This is a genomic window from Streptococcus sp. 27098_8_109 (assembly GCF_041432295.1).
GTDB lineage: Bacteria > Bacillota > Bacilli > Lactobacillales > Streptococcaceae > Streptococcus.
In genome coordinates this window covers 21,989-39,184 of the sequence record NZ_JAPVZJ010000003.1, presented here as the reverse complement: position 1 = coordinate 39,184, position 17,196 = coordinate 21,989, and the positions used below count along the sequence as shown (strand labels likewise).

The 17,196-nt window shown below is 39.6% G+C and carries 15 protein-coding genes and 1 other RNA gene; 2 read left to right on the top strand and 14 right to left on the bottom strand.

Annotated elements, in window-relative coordinates:
- Positions 1–71 precede the first annotated feature (71 nt).
- The 9 genes from cbpC to O3664_RS01935 all read right to left on the bottom strand — a co-directional run bounded on the left by cbpC (position 72) and on the right by O3664_RS01935 (position 8,417).
- On the bottom strand, positions 72–1,091 hold the full coding sequence (cbpC, locus tag O3664_RS01975) for a choline-binding protein CbpC (RefSeq protein WP_268717692.1): 1,020 nt from the start codon (positions 1,089–1,091) through the stop codon (positions 72–74).
- Between the two features lie 17 nt (positions 1,092–1,108).
- On the bottom strand, positions 1,109–2,119 hold the full coding sequence (cbpJ, locus tag O3664_RS01970; protein ID WP_371613560.1) for a choline-binding protein CbpJ: 1,011 nt from the start codon (positions 2,117–2,119) through the stop codon (positions 1,109–1,111).
- Positions 2,120–2,219: 100 nt separating this feature from the next.
- Positions 2,220–2,909 (bottom strand): DNA-binding response regulator, encoded by a 690-nt coding sequence (locus O3664_RS01965; RefSeq protein ID WP_371613559.1) that lies wholly within the window; start codon positions 2,907–2,909, stop codon positions 2,220–2,222.
- Between the two features lie 11 nt (positions 2,910–2,920).
- Positions 2,921–4,345 carry an NADP-dependent phosphogluconate dehydrogenase gene (gene gndA, locus O3664_RS01960; RefSeq protein ID WP_000158781.1) on the bottom strand — a complete coding sequence of 475 codons (1,425 nt, stop codon included), beginning with the start codon at positions 4,343–4,345 and terminating at the stop codon, positions 2,921–2,923.
- Between the two features lie 75 nt (positions 4,346–4,420).
- Positions 4,421–5,830, bottom strand: coding sequence for a cell division site-positioning protein MapZ family protein (locus O3664_RS01955; RefSeq protein ID WP_033685490.1), 1,410 nt, complete (start codon positions 5,828–5,830; stop codon positions 4,421–4,423).
- A gap of 13 nt (positions 5,831–5,843) precedes the next feature.
- Entirely contained in the window at positions 5,844–7,001 is a 1,158-nt protein-coding gene (locus O3664_RS01950) for a class I SAM-dependent RNA methyltransferase (protein ID WP_023946598.1), read from the bottom strand.
- An 84-nt stretch (positions 7,002–7,085) separates the two neighbouring features.
- An RNA gene (gene rnpB, locus O3664_RS01945) (RNase P RNA component class B) lies at positions 7,086–7,467 on the bottom strand.
- 20 nt (positions 7,468–7,487) lie between these two features.
- The gene (gpsB, locus tag O3664_RS01940; RefSeq protein ID WP_000146534.1) at positions 7,488–7,817 is read right to left on the bottom strand and encodes a cell division regulator GpsB; all 330 of its coding nucleotides are present in this window, start codon (positions 7,815–7,817) and stop codon (positions 7,488–7,490) included.
- A gap of 72 nt (positions 7,818–7,889) precedes the next feature.
- Complete coding sequence (locus tag O3664_RS01935) at positions 7,890–8,417, bottom strand: DUF1273 domain-containing protein (RefSeq protein WP_004239174.1); 528 nt, start codon at positions 8,415–8,417, stop codon at positions 7,890–7,892.
- A gap of 66 nt (positions 8,418–8,483) precedes the next feature.
- Between O3664_RS01935 and recU the strand changes: the two genes are divergently transcribed.
- Both recU and pbp1a read left to right on the top strand, forming a co-directional pair.
- Entirely contained in the window at positions 8,484–9,080 is a 597-nt protein-coding gene (gene recU / locus O3664_RS01930; RefSeq protein ID WP_371613558.1) for a Holliday junction resolvase RecU, read from the top strand.
- On the top strand, positions 9,077–11,263 hold the full coding sequence (pbp1a, locus tag O3664_RS01925; RefSeq protein WP_371613557.1) for a penicillin-binding protein PBP1A: 2,187 nt from the start codon (positions 9,077–9,079) through the stop codon (positions 11,261–11,263). The genes recU and pbp1a overlap by 4 nt, the downstream gene beginning before the upstream one ends.
- A gap of 141 nt (positions 11,264–11,404) precedes the next feature.
- Here pbp1a and O3664_RS01920 read toward each other — a convergent pair whose 3' ends face one another.
- The 5 genes from O3664_RS01920 to rfbA form a co-directional block, all read right to left on the bottom strand.
- Complete coding sequence (locus tag O3664_RS01920) at positions 11,405–13,384, bottom strand: peptide ABC transporter substrate-binding protein (protein ID WP_371613556.1); 1,980 nt, start codon at positions 13,382–13,384, stop codon at positions 11,405–11,407.
- Positions 13,385–13,682: 298 nt separating this feature from the next.
- Positions 13,683–14,546 (bottom strand): dTDP-4-dehydrorhamnose reductase, encoded by an 864-nt coding sequence (rfbD, locus tag O3664_RS01915; RefSeq protein ID WP_000600892.1) that lies wholly within the window; start codon positions 14,544–14,546, stop codon positions 13,683–13,685.
- Between the two features lie 65 nt (positions 14,547–14,611).
- Positions 14,612–15,661 (bottom strand): dTDP-glucose 4,6-dehydratase, encoded by a 1,050-nt coding sequence (gene rfbB, locus O3664_RS01910; RefSeq protein WP_049546750.1) that lies wholly within the window; start codon positions 15,659–15,661, stop codon positions 14,612–14,614.
- A gap of 13 nt (positions 15,662–15,674) precedes the next feature.
- Complete coding sequence (locus O3664_RS01905; protein WP_033685499.1) at positions 15,675–16,268, bottom strand: dTDP-4-dehydrorhamnose 3,5-epimerase family protein; 594 nt, start codon at positions 16,266–16,268, stop codon at positions 15,675–15,677.
- Positions 16,269–17,138, bottom strand: coding sequence for a glucose-1-phosphate thymidylyltransferase RfbA (gene rfbA, locus O3664_RS01900; protein WP_033685501.1), 870 nt, complete (start codon positions 17,136–17,138; stop codon positions 16,269–16,271).
- Positions 17,139–17,196 lie beyond the last annotated feature (58 nt).

Below are 17,196 nucleotides of genomic sequence, written 5' to 3'. Positions count from 1 at the left end.
TATTCTTTCCTATCTATTTTATTATATTTTCACAAAAAAAGCGATTGTTTCCTTCACAATCGCCTCTTTCATTATTGAACCCATTCGCCATTATAATTGATAGAATAGCCATCTACGGTCGTATTCACTGCTAAAGCACCTGAGCTATAAGCATAGTACCATTTGCCATTGACCTGGAACCAGCCTGTCTTCATATCTCCATTACCTGCATTTAGGTAGTACCAAGTTGAACCATCTTGATACCAACCAGTTACCATAGCTCCTGATGAACGGAGATAGTACCACTTGTTACCAAGGTATTGCCAGCCCGTTTTCATATCACCATTTTCAGCATCTAAATAGTACCAAGTTGAGCCTTCTTGATACCAGCCAGTCGCCATAGCTCCTGATGAACGGAGGTAGTACCACTTATTGCCAATTTGCTTCCAACCAGTTTGCATGATACCAGTTTCTGGGTCTAGGTAATACCACGGAGCAGGTTTGCTTCTATCAATGCCAAAAGTAACATGGAAATCTTGAGTCCAACCCTTAGCAACTTCACCAATTGGTAGTGGATTGTAAGAATCATCGCCAGAAATTCCTAGCTTATTTAAATAATACCAATTGCCGTCTTCATAAGTCCAACCTGTCTTTACAGCATAATTATTATCAAAATAATAAGTTCTCTTTTCAGCAGATGGAGCATATTGTTCACCGTATACTTTTCCTGTATTTTCAGACGTTTTTGCCTCTAGTACCTGTTTATCTGTTTGTTCTAGCAAAGCACCATCTTGTCCAAAATAGTACCACTTCTCCTGAAGACCAATTTCTAAGACTGGACGATTATTAAATAAATTATCACGATAACCTGTTCCATGAATTTCTACGTATTGCCAACCGACAACCATCTCTCCTCTATCACCAAAATAGTAAGTTTTACCGTCTATTTTATGCCAATAGATTGCTTTATGATCATCTTTTACATAATATTTTCTATTATCCTTATCAACAAATTGGCCACCTGTGGTATCCGCAAATACAGTATTTGTAGCTAGCAAACCAAAGAAAAATGTTGCTAGTGCGACTTGCATCATTTTTTTCAAAAGCTTCATTTGTATCTCCTCCAAGATTAAATCCACTCACCAGATGAAGCAAAGTTATAGACTTTACCATCGATAGTTTGGCTACCTGTAACCATTGCTCCATTTGAATTGAGATAATACCAGTTTCCATTTACTTTTGTCCAACCTGTCTTCATATCTCCATTACTTGCATTTAGATAGTACCAAGTTGAACCATCTTTCACCCAACCAGTTGCCATAGCTCCTGATGAACGGAGATAGTACCACTTGTTACCAAGATATTGCCAGCCTGTTTTCATATCGCCATTTTCAGCATCTAAATAGTACCAAGTTGAGCCTTCCTGATACCAGCCAGTTGTCATAGCTCCTGATGAACGGAGGTAGTACCACTTATTGCCAATTTGCTTCCAACCAGTTTGCATGATACCAGTTTCTGAATCTAGATAGTACCAAGTGGAAGCATCTTGAATCCAACCAGAACGTTTCTCACCACCAATATAGTTTTCTCCATTAATTTCCGTTTTAGCTAGATAATACCAGTTAGACTGGTCATAAAGCCAACCTGTCTTTAAAGAATGATCTTGATTAAAGTAATAGTTCGTGTAAAAACTCTTCTCTTCTTTATCTTCCGGATTTGTACGTTTTTCCCCATGCTTTCTTCCAACGCTGTCTTTAGTTTTAACCTCTAATGCTTCCCAACCAACAAACTCTTGTAGCACTCCATTTTTGTCAAAGTAGTACCATTTTGGCATTGGGGAACCTTCTAATCTTATACCATTAGGGTAAGGACCAATTGTACTACCTTTAGATGGAAACGGAATATATTGCCAGCCGACCACCATCTCTCCAGATAAAGGATCAAAATAATAGTACTTCCCATCAATCACTCGCCAGTAGGTTTCTTTGATGTCACCCTTCTTGTAGTAGGTTCTACCATTTTCTTGGACAAATTGCCAACCTTCTGAATCAGCATCATCCGCCAATACTGCACTTGTTGCTAGCAAACCGAAGAAAAAGACTGCTAATGCGATTTGCATCAATTTTTTTATTATTTTCATTAGACGTATCCTCCATGACTGATTATATCAAAGACCAAACCGCATGTCAATATATAGAAAATCCCTCAAAAAAAGCAGTTACAAAACTGCAACTGCTTTTCTATTCTTGCATGGTGTAACCAACACCACGAACGGTTTTAATGTAACTTTTTTGACCTTTTACATCAAGCTTGCTACGTAGATAACGAATATAGACATCCACGATATTGGTTTCGGTCGTACTTTCATACTTCCAGACACTTTCCAACAACTGCTCACGAGTCAGAACTTTCTTGCTCCCCATAAGAGTAGCCAAGAGATCATACTCACGACGAGTCAAAGCAATCATCTCCTCGCCACGATAAACGGTATGATGTTCTACATCCATACGCAGATTGCGGTAAGACGTTGGAACCTTCATCTGACTACAGTGTTGGTCGATAAAGTCCCGACCTCGGAAAATCGCTGAAATACGAGCTACCAGATTCTCAATAATAACTGGCTTATAGATGTACGAAACGGCAAAGCGTTGGATTGTCTCAATCTGATCTTGCAATTCTTCACGATGGTCCAAGACCATGATAACTGAGGCTGGCTTAGTCCGACTCAGCTTGTCTGCAAAATCCTGGGCTGTCATATCCCCCAGACGAGCATTCAATAAAATCAAGTCATAGTCTGTCTGAAGAGCCATGGAGAGGGCCTTTTGCCCCTCCTCAACCTGATCAACTCGGTATTGCTCTTTTTGGAGTTCCAAACTTAAAAAATGAGCTAGATTTCGTTCTTTCTCAAGTAATAAAATCCGTTTCCCCATGGCAGACCTACTTATTTTTCGTCATACCAAGAGTAGTGGAATGTTCCTTCTTTGTCTTTACGTTGGTAAGTGTGGGCACCAAAGTAATCACGTTGCGCTTGGATCAAGTTAGCTGGAAGGTCAGCTGAACGGTAGCTATCAAAGTAAGTAATAGCTGCTGAGAAAGTTGGCACTGGAACACCAGCTTGAACCGCAAGAGCTACGATATCACGCACTGCTTGTTGGTACTTAGCAGTAACATCCAAGAAGTACTCATCCAAAAGAAGGTTGGCAAGATCTGCATCACGGTTGTAAGCATCTGTAATCTTTTGCAAGAAACGAGAACGGATGATACAGCCATCACGCCAGATAGATGCGATGTCTGCAAATGGCAAGTTCCAGTTATTTTCTTTAGAAGCTACACGCAATTGAGCAAAACCTTGTGCGTATGAAATGATTTTTGAGAAGTAAAGGGCTTGACGGATCTTTTCAATCAACTCAGCCTTGTCTCCTTCAAAGTTGAAGGCAGCTGGTTTTGGAAGAACCTTGCTTGCATGCACACGTTCTTCTTTGTAAGTTGAAATGTAACGTGCAAATACTGACTCAGTGATTAGTGACAATGGCACACCAAGGTCAAGTGATGATTGGCTAGTCCATTTACCAGTTCCCTTGTTACCTGCAGCATCAAGGATGTAGTCTACGATTGGCCCATCTTGACCTTCATCGTCTTTACGGCTCAAGATATCAGCTGTGATTTCGATTAAGTAGCTGTCCAATTCACCCTTGTTCCACTCAGTAAAGATTTCAGCCATATCTTCTGCAGAAAGGCCTAGCAAGTGTTGCATCAAGTCATAGCTTTCTGCGATCAATTGCATGTCACCATACTCGATACCGTTGTGGACCATCTTCACATAGTGACCAGCTCCATCAGGACCGATGTAAGTCACACATGGTTTGCCATCTTCTGGTGCTTTAGCTGAGATTTCTTCAAGAACATCCGCAACCAATTCGTATGCTTCTTTTTGTCCACCAGGCATGATAGAAGGACCTTCAAGGGCACCTTTTTCACCACCAGAAACTCCAGTACCGATAAAGTTGATACCTGAGTTTGCCAATTCTTCATTACGACGGATGGTATCTTTGTAGAAAGTGTTTCCTCCGTCGATCAAGATATCACCTTTGTCAAGGTGTGGAAGAAGGGCTTGAATTGTAGCATCTGTACCAGGTCCAGCTTGAACCATGAGCATGATACGACGAGGTTTTTCGATTGAGTTTACAAAACTTTCAACGTCATAGCTTGGTACAAAGTTCTTTTCAGGATGGCAAGCAATTACATCTTCAGTTTTTTCTTTACTACGGTTGTAAATAGCAACTGTGTAACCACGAGATTCAATATTAAGGGCAAGGTTACGACCCATTACGGCCATACCAACAACACCAAAGTTAGCTTTTGTCATTTGACACTCCTCTTGTTTAATTTGTTTTATTTTATCATTTTTACTTTTGAAAAGAAAGAATTTTGTAACGACTGCTTAGTAGTCCAAGTCATCCGCATGTCCAGAACCATTTCCAACAAAGTATCCTGTCTTACAGTTAAGGGTAAAGAGATAGGTTCCATCTGGTTTGTAGAGGTTGTAATAACCATTGCCATTAACGATATTAACACGCTCAAGGATATATTGGTTACCAGTGATATAACCACGTGAACGTGAAGTCGCTAGAATTTGTTCTAAGACACCATCCGCGAAATCCCAGGCAGAATTATTGCTATCATCAATAGCAGACTGGTTATAAGAAACACGACTCGCACTTCTTTGAACAGCAACTCCTGCACTTGACACACCCATATTGACTTCACTGCGGGTACTTCTAGTTTCAGTTGAGGCAGTATTTGAACTACTTGGGCTTGTCTCACTAGCAGTATTTTCACTTGCTTGACTAGAGCTTGAGCTGCTAGTTTCACTTGAACTTGAGCTTGAAGCACTTGTTTGCTGGCTCTTACCAAGACTGATAGCCTTATCTAGAACTTTATCAAGCTCCGTATTTCCAGTTTTAATATCTGTAAATTTAGCATCCGATTTAGCTTTAGCGTTAGTATCCAAGACACCATCCACAATAGCTGGCTTCTCAAATTGAGCATTGACATCTTGAATGGCCTTGATTTGAGTTGCTAGGCTATCATACTTAGATTTTGCAAGCGTATATTCACGACTACCTTCTAGCTTATCAAGCAAGGTTTTCAGTTGACTCAGCTTATCAAACTGGCTATTCTTCAGAGCCGTTTTGTTGCTATCTGTATAGAAGGCATCATATAAATTATTGAATTCTTCTGCATCTGACTGTGTATTTGTAGTTGATTGAGAAGTTTGGATTTCCTTGGTCGAACGAGCCACTTGACGATAAACATAATAACCAGTTCCAAGGATAAGAACCACTAATGCGGCTAGAATACCGTAAAGCACCCATTTCTTCTTACTGTTTCCATCTTCATTATCTGATACTCGAGAACGTGTGAGAGCCTCTTCCGCTCCTACCAATGGTACTTCTTCAGTCTCAAATTCTTCGACAAGAGGAGCTTCTGAAACTCGTGTTAATTCTAAATCATCAAACTGACTCAATTCATCTTCTGGAGCTGGAGAAGTTACTCCCGTTTCCTCACGAAGCTCTTGAAGCAAATTATCCAGAGTCTGAGTCTCCTCTACCTCTTCTTTTTCAACTAGATCATCCTTGCTAAACTGACGTGTTTCAAACTTATCTGCTTCAATTTCATCTTTATGTTGTTTCACATACTTGTCCAAGATAGAATCTCCAGGCAACACACCTGCTTCCACCTCTTCATTTTTTCGCATGGCTTCTCCAACCGTTAGCTCTTTGGCATCATCAAAATCAAATTGCGCTTCTTTATGTTCTGTTTTATGACGATTCCGTCTTTTCTTACTCATGAGTTTTTCCTTTCTACTTTACTTCTTGTCGTTTCACACGCTGACCAAAATATTGATACAAATCAACTTTTAAAGTTCCATTGTACAACTTACGTTTCTTATCCGCCTGACTACCGTACTTGGTCTCAAAGGCTTCATCACTGGTTAAGATAAACTTGCTCCACGTTTTCAGCGGTGCAAATACTTGACCCATTTCAGCATAAAGCTTGGTAACTCCTGCATCATCTGACAAGCGTTCACCATAAGGTGGGTTAGAGATAATCACTCCATTTATTTTATCAGAACGCAAATCCTGCACGCGCATCTGCTTAAAGGTAATATCTCCTGCAACTCCTGCTGCCTGAGCATTGGCCTTAGCAATTTCCACCATACGTGCATCGATATCACATCCCATAATATCCAGTTCCAGCTCACGATCCACTTTCTTAGCCGCCTCTGTGCGCACTTCTTGGATCAAGCGATCGCTAATCCAGTTCCACTCCTCAAAGGCAAAGGAACGACGAAGACCAGGAGCCATCTTTCTAGCAATCATAACTGCCTCTATACAGAAAGTTCCTGAACCACAGGTCGGATCAATCAAGGGCTTGTCTGGATACCAGTTAGAGAGTTGCAAAATGGCTGCCGCCATATTTTCCTTGATAGGGGCACCACCTTTTTCCGTACGATAGCCACGTTTAAAGAGACTGGAGCCTGTCGTATCAATCATGACAGTTGCTATGTCTTTCAGAATAGAAACCTCAATCTTAAACTCTGGACCATTCTCCATCAGAGGAACACCTTCTGGGCGGGCGTAGTGTTTCTGCAATTTCTTGACAACGGCCTTCTTTGAAATAGCCTGAACACTGGGTTCATTGTGTAGTTTAGATTTAACACATTTGGCTTTCGAAATCGGAAAACGAGCTCCAAGTGGTAAATAATTTTCCCAATCTAGAGCGAAAACTCCCTGAAACAGCTCTTCAAAAGTCTTAGCTGGGAAAGTTCCTACGATAATCTTGATACGGTCTGCCGCTCGAAGCCAGAGGTTGGTTTCGATGATGGCTTTCGCATCTCCTTGAAAACGAACACGGCCGTTTTCAACCTGACAATCGTAGCCCAATTCTCGCACTTCACGACCAACGACAGCCTCAAGACCCGCTGCAGCAGTAGCGATTAAATTAAATTCTTTTTTCATTTTCAGTCTTATAAGACCTTTCTATATGTCCACTTTAAAAAATGAGGTTGAGAAAGTTTTCTCAGCCCCAACCTATATGCAATTTTCTATAAGCCATGTTTTGTTCCAGAAGTGACTAGGACCACTTCCTTCGATAATCATCTGTCTACCACTAACAACTTACAGCTGATAGCAGTCAGAGTACTACGTTCGTTTCCGTGTACTCCATGCCCCGACCGAAATTTGGGTTGCTAGCTTGAGGGGTTTACCGCGTTCCACTCTCTCTGTTTCCAGAAAGACTCCGTCACTGTGGCACTTTCAAGCCTACTCTGACCTATCCAAGGACTTAGCCATTTCAACTGCCGTAACGATTTCTCGTCCCTAGGCTTATGGTTTCGCCTAGCACAAACACTACAGGCATCACAGCCTGTGCTAGCATGGACTTTCCTCATGAAAAGAAATTCTCCTCACGCGATTATCCAAAAATTGCACTTTTCTAATAAGCTCTTATAAATCAGAGTTATCCAAAATTTGCTTACCAAACACTTCTTTCTCAAGACGATTCAAGCGTTTCAAAATATCAAAATTCGTCATAGAAGTTGTAGCTGTCATTTCAAGCGGTTCTGCTTGAACCGGTGCAGATTCAGGTTTGCGAGACAATTCTTCCTTCAACTCTGCAATTTCTTGACGGAGAGACTTGACTAAGGCAGCATAAGTTTCGTAGTCCTTGATGACATCGTCCAAAAATTCATCAACTTCAACCTTACTATATCCACGGACTTCACGTCCAAACTCTTGCTCAAAAATATCTTTTGCTGAAAAAATAATACTTGCCATCTCTCTCTCCATTCTCGGTTTCTAATAGTATTATTATATAAAAAAAGGCAAACAAAAATCAAGGTCAAAGGCTTACTTTTCAGAAAAATTTTCTGCTAGCTCATTTAAGTCTTCAAACGTTAGCCTTTTTATGCGATAACCTTCCTGATTTTTCATCAAGTTATCCATAAATTTTAGTTTGGTCTCATTTTCTGGGTCATAGAAAAAATAAGCTAAATCAGTATTTTCCAATAAAAATCGTTGGTAATCACGCAGTTGCCCTGTATGTTCATATTTGGGATAGGCATATTTAACAAAATCTACTTGCTTAAATTGGCTAAGTTTAAGCTGATTCGCTGCATTCCAATTGTCCCCGTGCGTTTCAAAATCAAAAATCGTCGCTAGGCTGAAATCATATTCTTCTTTCATTTCATTTGCGACATCCAGAACCCAGGATTCGAATCCCAAGTTCCCTGTAAATACCAGCCATTTAATCCCTTCTTCTGCTAAACTTTCTAAATCACGGCGAATGGCTTTCTTTATAATTTTTAACCTGATATCTTTTTCATTAAAGACACCCAAGTCAAAATTAGAATAGCCCATAATTAAAGCTGTGGTCATTTTTACACCTTTCTTTATATTTTTATGGTATAATAGAGTGATGTTATTGTACCAATAAGGAGAAATATGGTCAACTATCCTCATAAAATTTCATCAAAAAAAAGCCAAACATCCATTTCTCAACCAAAAAATTTCGCAAATCGAGGAATGACTTTTGAAAAGATGATTAACGCGACAAACGACTACTATCTGACGCATGGTATGGCAGTTATCCATAAAAAACCCACGCCTATTCAAATTGTCCGAGTAGACTATCCTCAACGTAGTCGAGCCAAAATTGTAGAAGCCTATTTTAGACAAGCTTCCACAACAGATTACTCTGGCGTGTATAGAGGACATTACATTGACTTTGAAGCCAAGGAAACGCGACAAAAGAATGCTATCCCAATGAAGAACTTCCATCTTCACCAGATTCAACATATGGAACAAGTTCTAGAACAGCAGGGCATTTGCTTCGTACTGCTTCATTTTTCTTCTCAACAAGAAACTTATTTGTTGCCGGCACTTGATTTAATTCGCTTTTATCATCAAGATAAGGGGCAGAAATCAATGCCACTTGGATATATTCAAGAATATGGATATTTGGTTGAACAAGGAGCTTTCCCTCAAATTCCCTATCTCGATATTATCAAAGAACATTTACTAGGTGGTAAAACAAGATGAATAAACAAACTATTCTGCGGTTCTTAAAGTATATTGGAATTACATTCCTCACCTTATTTATCGCACTATTTCTATTAGGTGGAGGTCTTTTCCTCTACTTTGTTAGCAAGGCTCCAGCCTTATCTGAAAGTAAATTAGTTGCGACAACCTCTAGCAAGATTTATGACAATAAAAACGAACTGATTGCTGACTTGGGATCTGAACGTCGCGTAAATGCTCAATCCAATGAAATCCCTACGGATTTGGTCAAGGCTATCGTATCTATCGAAGACCACCGTTTCTTTGATCATAGAGGTGTTGATACCATTCGTATCATGGGGGCAGCATTGAGAAACCTCCAAGGGAAAGGAGGGCTACAAGGGGCTTCGACCTTGACTCAGCAATTGATTAAATTAACTTATTTCTCTACTTCAACTGCTGACCAAACCTTGTCACGTAAAGCCCAAGAAGCTTGGCTGGCCGTTCAACTAGAACAAAAAGCAACCAAGCAAGAAATCCTGACCTACTACATCAACAAAGTCTACATGTCTAACGGTAACTATGGAATGCAAACCGCAGCCGAAAATTACTATGGAAAAGACTTGAAGGATTTAAGCTTACCACAGTTAGCACTCCTAGCCGGAATGCCTCAAGCCCCAAACCAATATGATCCATATTCCCACCCAGAAGCTGCTCTAGAGCGTCGGAACTTAGTACTTTCAGAAATGAAGGGGCAGAAATATATCAGTGCAGAAGATTACGAAAAAGCTATTAATACGCCTATCACTGACGGTCTTCAAAGCTTGAAGTCAGCCAATAGTTACCCAGCTTATATGGACAACTACCTCAAAGAAGTAATCGACCAAGTCGAACAAGAAACGGGCTACAACCTTCTTACCACAGGTATGGAAGTCTATACTAATGTCGACAAAAATGTTCAACAGAGACTTTGGGATGTTTACAATACAGATGAGTACGTTGCTTATCCAGATGATGAACTTCAAGTAGCTTCCACTATCGTGGATGTAACAAATGGTAAAGTCATTGCTCAGTTAGGGGCCCGTCACCAATCAAGTAATGTATCTTTCGGAATCAACCAAGCCGTTGAAACCAATCGTGACTGGGGTTCTACTATGAAACCAATCACTGACTATGCTCCCGCTTTAGAATATGGAGTCTATGACTCTACTTCTTCTATTGTACATGATGTTCCTTATAACTATCCTGGCACTGATACTCCAGTCTACAACTGGGATCATGGCTACTTTGGAAACATTACAATCCAGTATGCTCTTCAACAATCACGAAATGTCACAGCCGTTGAGACTTTGAATAAGGTCGGTCTAGATAGAGCTAAAACCTTCCTTAATGGTCTTGGTATCGACTATCCAAGCATGCATTATGCAAACGCCATTTCAAGTAACACAACTGAATCCAACAAACAGTACGGTGCAAGTAGTGAAAAAATGGCTGCTGCTTATGCCGCCTTTGCTAATGGTGGTATTTACCACAAACCAATGTATATCAATAAAATCGTCTTTAGTGATGGTAGTGAAAAAGAATTTTCTGATGCTGGTACACGAGCTATGAAAGAAACTACTGCCTATATGATGACCGAAATGATGAAAACTGTTTTAGCTTACGGAACCGGACGTGGTGCTTACCTACCATGGCTTCCACAAGCAGGTAAGACAGGTACTTCTAACTATACTGACGACGAAATTGAAAAGTATATCAAGAACACTGGCTACGTAGCTCCAGATGAAATGTTTGTAGGTTATACTCGTAAGTATTCTATGGCTGTATGGACTGGTTACTCAAATCGTTTAACTCCAATTGTTGGAGATGGTTTCCTAGTTGCTGCTAAGGTTTATCGCTCAATGATATCGTATCTATCAGAAGATGACCAACCTGGAGATTGGACGATGCCAGACGGCCTATTCCGAAATGGAGAATTCGTCTTCCAAAATAGTGCCAAGAACACATGGAATAATTCAGTAACACAACAAACACAAACGGTAGAAACTCCAAGCACAACAGCTGAAAGTTCAACTACACAGGCAAGTACGACGGTTGGTCAACAACCACATAATGCTCCAGCAACTGATCCTAACCAAGGACAAGCTGGTCAGGCTGTTCAACCGACACAACCAGTACAACCAACGCCACAAAATCCACAAGTTCAACAGCAACCACAACAGTGAGATGAAAGAAAATCCTGAGAATAAAAACTCAGGATTTTTTCTACAAAAAAATTAACTTCATAATCTTTGAAAGTGAAAAGATGTTTCAACTCATTTTCGATAAACCAAAAGAAGTTAGCGAATAACTAACTTCTTTTTATCTTATTTCACATGTTTTGCAAGTTCTTCTTGCGCTTTTTTATTGGATTCTTCTTTTTCTTTCATCCATTTATCTTGAGCTTTTTGATATTCATCTGCTGTGACTGCCTTGTCTTGAAGTTCAAGATATTTGTATCGAAGCGGATCGCTTGTCCCCTTGTTACCTGCGAAAGCGAAAGGTAAAGTGAATGGTACCATCTTAGACAAGATTGGACGACCTGTACGAGATGTCGTTGGAATGACTAGGGCACTATCTGTCAACCATGCTTGAGCTTCGGCATACTTGTTATACCGTTTTGTAATATCTGTAGTTTCTTCCCCTGCTTCATTGACCATTTTATCATAATCATTGAGACCAACCTTTTTAGCCGCCTCATTATCTTTTCCTGAATCAAATCCTAGGTAAGTTCTCGTATTTTCCCCTACAGAAGGCTTGATGACATCAAGATAAGTTGATGGATCTGAGAAGTCTGGTCCCCATCCAACGTTATCAGAAAGATCCCAATCCTCACCAGCAGCAGTTTGTGCAAATAAAGTAACATTCAATAAATCATCTTTTTGTAATTGTTGAATATCAATAACCACATTATCAGATCCTAAAGTTGCTTCCAAGGATTGTTTCATAGATTGGACACGCTGAACTTTTGTAGTTGCTGTTTGGTCAACAGGCATGTCTAGGTGAATTGGGAACTGTACTCCTTCTGCCTGAAGAGCAGTCTTAGCCTTAGCAAATTCTGCCTTGGCTTTCTCTGGATTATAGAGACCATCTTGAGCATCAGCAAGGTTCACATCCTTCCATTCATCCCCGTAAGTCACCAATTTTTCTTTGACCATGTCACCAAAGTTTTTTCCATCTGCTTGAACAAATGTTGGTGGAACAAAGATATTACGTAAGATTTTACTTGCTCCAGTTTGTCCATTTAGCTGAGAAGCATAGGCTGTACGGTCAAAACCAAAGGCAATAGCCTGACGGAAATCCTTGTTTAAGAGAGCCTTTTTAGTAGATGTCTTTTGTTCGTCGCTAGTCTTAGAAGTATATTTATAGGACTGACGATCAATATTTGTACCAACTAGATAAGTCGTAGAGTCTTGTTGGGTATAGACAATATTGTCCTTCATCGTTTTTTCAAGTTCTGCGAAACTTGCACTTGTTGGATAGAGACGAGCTGCTGAAAGGCTACCGTCTTTAAAGTTTTCTGCAGGTTTACTAGTATCTTGACCGTCCCAGAATGACAATTTAACTTTATCAATATGGACATTGTCCTTATCCCAGTAGTTAGGATTTTTCGCAAATTCAACAGTAGATTTGGTTACAATGGATTTCAACAAATAAGGGCCATTATACAAGATACTACTTGGATCCGTAGCTTTGGCAAAATCATCCCCTTTTGAATTCAAAAACTCTTCATTAACTGGTGCTAAGACACCCATTGTTGTTTTAGAATTCCAAAAACTCTCAGGTTTGTTCAAAGTATATTGTAGTGTTTGATCGTCAAGTGCTTTGATCCCAACTTGAGAGAAATCTTTATTTTCCCCTTTAGCATAAGCATCCAGTCCTTTGATTGAATCCTGTACCAAGTATAGGGCTTCTGATTTCTTATCTGTTGCATATTTAAGACCTGTCACAAAGTCTTGAGCCTTAACAGGAGCATACTCTTCTCCCTCAGATGTGTACCACTTGGCATCCTGACGAATCTTATAAGTATAAGTCAAGCCATCCTTAGAAACTGACCAGTCCTCTGCCATTGAGGGAATAAGGTTCCCGTATTTATCATTTTCAAGCAATCCATCAATCACATTACTAGTAATGTCAGCAGTCGCTGCCTTACCAGTTGTTAAGTAGTTGAGATTATCTGGGTCTGTCTCGTAGGTAAATGCAAAAGTCTGCTCACCTTTAGCACCAGAACCACCAGAACAAGCCGCTAAGACACCTGCAGCTAATAAAGTTACTCCCGCAAGAGCCAATACTTTCCTTGTTTTCATAGTATTCTCCTTTGTTTTTCTATCCATTATAGACCCTTTTCCAAACATTGTCAACAGAATTTTCAGAATCTTTGAAAATTATTTTTTAAACATTAAGTTTGCAAAAATATGAATAATAACAAAAAAACCTCAACTACATTAGGTAGTCGAGGAATGATCAATCATATTTCTAAAAAGCAGTTGATTAGTAGTTTTGGTTGTTTAATCTAACTCATTTCTTACACACTGCAAAGCTGTTGTCATGAGAATATTATATCTATTATTTTCGTGGGGAGTTCATTAACGACCAGGATTCAAATTAGTTAATATCACTTTTTACTTCTTGTTTATAAAATTCTTTCAAGGCATCTTGCCAAGTTGGAATAACAAATCCAGTAGCTTTAGCTTTAGCCAGACTCATTGTTGAGTTTAACGGACGTTTAGCTTTTGCTGGAAATTGACTTGAATCTACTGGCTTGATTTCCACATCTGTATCTTTCAAAATTTCAACTGCAAAATCATACCAAGTTGTGTCTTCTGTTGCGTCATTCGATAAATGATAGTAACCAAATTCCTTGCAATTTTCAGCTAGATAAGTCATAAATTCAGCCAAGGTACGAGTCCAAGTTGGGCGACCATGCTGGTCATTTACAACCGTTAATGTCTTATGAGTTTTCGCAAGGTTTTGCATCGTAAAAACAAAGTTTTTACCGTAATTTCCAAATACCCAGGCAGTACGGATAATATAGAAATTAGACACATACTTCTCAACTAACTCTTCTCCCATGCGCTTTGTACGTCCATATTCTGTCTGTGGATCTGGTCGATCATCAACTTCCCACTCTTCTCCAACTGGTTTCTTACCGTCAAAGACATAGTCGGTGGAAATATAAACTAGGGTTGCACCATGCTTTTCAGATGCTTTTGCGACATTTTCTGTCCCCGTAACATTGATAGCAAAGTCTAATTCTTTCCCTTCATCCTCTGCTGCATCAACAGCGGTGTAGGCAGCACAGTGGTATACTAAAGTCGGTTTAACTTCTTCGAAAACTTTCTCAACCATTTCTTCATTTGTAATATCCATCTCAGCCACATCTACTGCTACGTATTCTTCATTACGCTCATCTAATAAATAACGAAGTTCAGTTCCTAATTGGCCTTTTGCTCCTGTAATTAAAATCATCTCTACACCTTCCTAATCTGTAACTCTTCCCACTATAGCAATAAAAAGCAACTATTTCCTGCTTTTTATAATTTGATAATCTCCTGAGTTTTAGCATAATTGGCTTCAACAGCTTCTTTCTCTGCTTTCCACCATTCTTGGTTATCTGTATACCACTTGATTGTTTCCTTGAGACCAGATTCAAAATTAGTGAATTCTGGTTTCCAGCCTAATTCATCACGGAGCTTACTAGCGTCAATTGCATAGCGGAGGTCATGTCCTGCACGGTCAGTTACATGATCATAGGCATCTGCATCTTGGCCCATTTCCTTAAGGATAAGTTCCAAAACTTCCTTGTTGTTCTTCTCACCATCAGCCCCGATTAAGTAAGTTTCACCGATTTGACCTTTTGTCAAGATTGTCCAAACTCCCGAAGAATGATCATTGGTATGAATCCAGTCACGAACATTCTTACCTTCACCATAAAGTTTTGGCTTAATTCCACTTAGGATGTTGGTAATCTGACGTGGGATGAATTTTTCAATGTGTTGATAAGGACCGTAGTTATTTGAACAGTTAGAAATCGTTGCCTTGACACCAAATGATCGTACCCAGGCTTTTACAATCAAGTCTGAAGCGGCCTTGGTTGATGAGTATGGAGAGCTAGGATTGTATTTGGTATCAGCAGTAAATTTCTCACCTGGACCTTCACCATATCCTGGCAAATCCTCACGGAGAGGGAGATCCCCATAAACTTCATCTGTAGACACATGGTGGAAGCGAATATTATATTTGCGAGCTGCTTCCAAAAGAGTATAGGTTCCGATGAAGTTAGTATGTATAAACGGTGATGGATCATTCAGTGAATTGTCATTGTGACTTTCCGCTGCATAATGAACGATAGCATCTGCTTGAACAGCCAACTTGTCTACCAACTCCGCATCAGCAATATCTCCAACAACCAACTCAACACGATCACCTAAAATTTTTTCAATATTAGCGCGATTTCCAGCATAAGTCAACTTGTCTAATACTGTCACGTGAACATCTGGAAAGTTCTTGTAAACATAATGAACAAAGTTAGAACCGATAAAACCTGCTCCACCTGTCACGATAATTTTTTTGTATTCAGTCATAGTCTTTCCTTTTTTACAAATCTTCTTTTTTCAAAGGTTTTACATCCTTAAGTAGTGGATGATTTTTATCTGCTTCTGAAACCTCTGCTTCAGCAAGATTGGCCCACTCAATTCCTAATTCTGGATCTGCATAATTGACAAAGGCATATTTAGGTTTCAAATCTAATGCCCAATAATCGTTGACCAGATAGCTATAAGAGACTGTATCTGATAGAACCTGAAATCCATTAGCCACACCACGGGGAACAAAGATACCCTTACTTGCATCAATTACTGTTTGATAGGTATTTCCGAAAGTTTCGCCCTCGCGTAGATCAACCCAAGAACCCAGAACCTTCCCACCATCTGCTACAGAAATGTACTTATCCCAAGGTTCTGCGTGTAGACCACGGAGAACATTTTTACGTGAGAAGGATACATTATTTTGTAATTTTCCTTCTGTAAAGAAATACTCTGGGAAACCAAGAGGGAGCATTTTTTCCTTTTGGAAATTTTCTTTGAACCAGCCACGATTATCACCATGAACAGGGATATCAAATTCTAACATACCTGGAATAGCTTCGACATTGCGAACCGCAAGCGTCTTACCGAAAAAATTATCTGTCATCTATTCTTCTCCAATCAAACGGAGCAAATATTGTCCGTATTCATTTTTCTTAAGAGGTTGTGCTAACTTTAATACATCCTCACGGCTGATATAACCCATACGATAAGCAATCTCTTCTAAGTTTGCCACTTGAACATTTTGCATCCGTTGCACTGTCTCAATGTACTGTGACGCCTCTAATAAACTTTCATGAGTTCCAGTATCTAACCAAGCAAAACCACGCCCCATTAGCTCAACTGATAAGTCTCCACGTTCTAGATATGCTTTGTTTACGTCTGTAATTTCCAATTCACCACGAGGGCTTGGTTTAATATTTTTTGAAATTTCTACAACATCATTATCATAGAAATAAAGGCCGGTCACTGCATAATTGGAACGAGGATGTTCTGGTTTTTCCTCAATAGAAATAGCATTCATCTCCTCATCAAATTCCACAACACCAAATCTTTCAGGATCCTTAACTTGATATCCAAAAACAGTTGCACCTTTCTCCTTATTAGCAGCCTTCTGAAGCATTTTAGATAGACCAGGACCATAGTAAATATTATCTCCTAAAATTAGGGCGACACTGTCATTTCCAATAAATTTTTCACCGATAATGAAGGCCTGAGCCAATCCATCTGGACTAGGTTGTTCCGCATAAGAAAGATTAATTCCCAACTCCGAACCATCTTGAAGCAGCTCTTTAAAACGAGGTAAATCATGAGGAGTCGAGATAATTAAAATATCTTTGATACCAGCTAACATGAGTGTCGATAGAGGATAATAAATCATGGGTTTATCATAAACCGGCATCAGTTGTTTGGATATAGCACGAGTCAAAGGATACAAGCGAGTTCCTGAACCTCCTGCAAGGATAATACCTTTCATAATCGAACTACCTTTCTATATTAAATTAGAATTTTTCTAATTAGTAATCAGAGACAAA

Excerpts from the sequence above, each read along its gene's own strand:
- cbpC (WP_268717692.1), bottom strand. The coding sequence starts at position 1,091 with ATGAAGCTTTTGAAAAAAATGATGCAAGTCGCACTAGCAACATTTTTC.
- cbpJ (WP_371613560.1), bottom strand. The coding sequence starts at position 2,119 with ATGAAAATAATAAAAAAATTGATGCAAATCGCATTAGCAGTCTTTTTC.
- O3664_RS01965 (WP_371613559.1), bottom strand. The coding sequence starts at position 2,909 with ATGGGGAAACGGATTTTATTACTTGAGAAAGAACGAAATCTAGCTCAT.
- gndA (WP_000158781.1), bottom strand. The coding sequence starts at position 4,345 with ATGACAAAAGCTAACTTTGGTGTTGTTGGTATGGCCGTAATGGGTCGT.
- O3664_RS01955 (WP_033685490.1), bottom strand. The coding sequence starts at position 5,830 with ATGAGTAAGAAAAGACGGAATCGTCATAAAACAGAACATAAAGAAGCG.
- O3664_RS01950 (WP_023946598.1), bottom strand. The coding sequence starts at position 7,001 with ATGAAAAAAGAATTTAATTTAATCGCTACTGCTGCAGCGGGTCTTGAG.
- gpsB (WP_000146534.1), bottom strand. The coding sequence starts at position 7,817 with ATGGCAAGTATTATTTTTTCAGCAAAAGATATTTTTGAGCAAGAGTTT.
- O3664_RS01935 (WP_004239174.1), bottom strand. The coding sequence starts at position 8,417 with ATGACCACAGCTTTAATTATGGGCTATTCTAATTTTGACTTGGGTGTC.
- recU (WP_371613558.1), top strand. The coding sequence starts at position 8,484 with ATGGTCAACTATCCTCATAAAATTTCATCAAAAAAAAGCCAAACATCC.
- pbp1a (WP_371613557.1), top strand. The coding sequence starts at position 9,077 with ATGAATAAACAAACTATTCTGCGGTTCTTAAAGTATATTGGAATTACA.
- O3664_RS01920 (WP_371613556.1), bottom strand. The coding sequence starts at position 13,384 with ATGAAAACAAGGAAAGTATTGGCTCTTGCGGGAGTAACTTTATTAGCT.
- rfbD (WP_000600892.1), bottom strand. The coding sequence starts at position 14,546 with ATGATTTTAATTACAGGAGCAAAAGGCCAATTAGGAACTGAACTTCGT.
- rfbB (WP_049546750.1), bottom strand. The coding sequence starts at position 15,661 with ATGACTGAATACAAAAAAATTATCGTGACAGGTGGAGCAGGTTTTATC.
- O3664_RS01905 (WP_033685499.1), bottom strand. The coding sequence starts at position 16,268 with ATGACAGATAATTTTTTCGGTAAGACGCTTGCGGTTCGCAATGTCGAA.
- rfbA (WP_033685501.1), bottom strand. The coding sequence starts at position 17,138 with ATGAAAGGTATTATCCTTGCAGGAGGTTCAGGAACTCGCTTGTATCCT.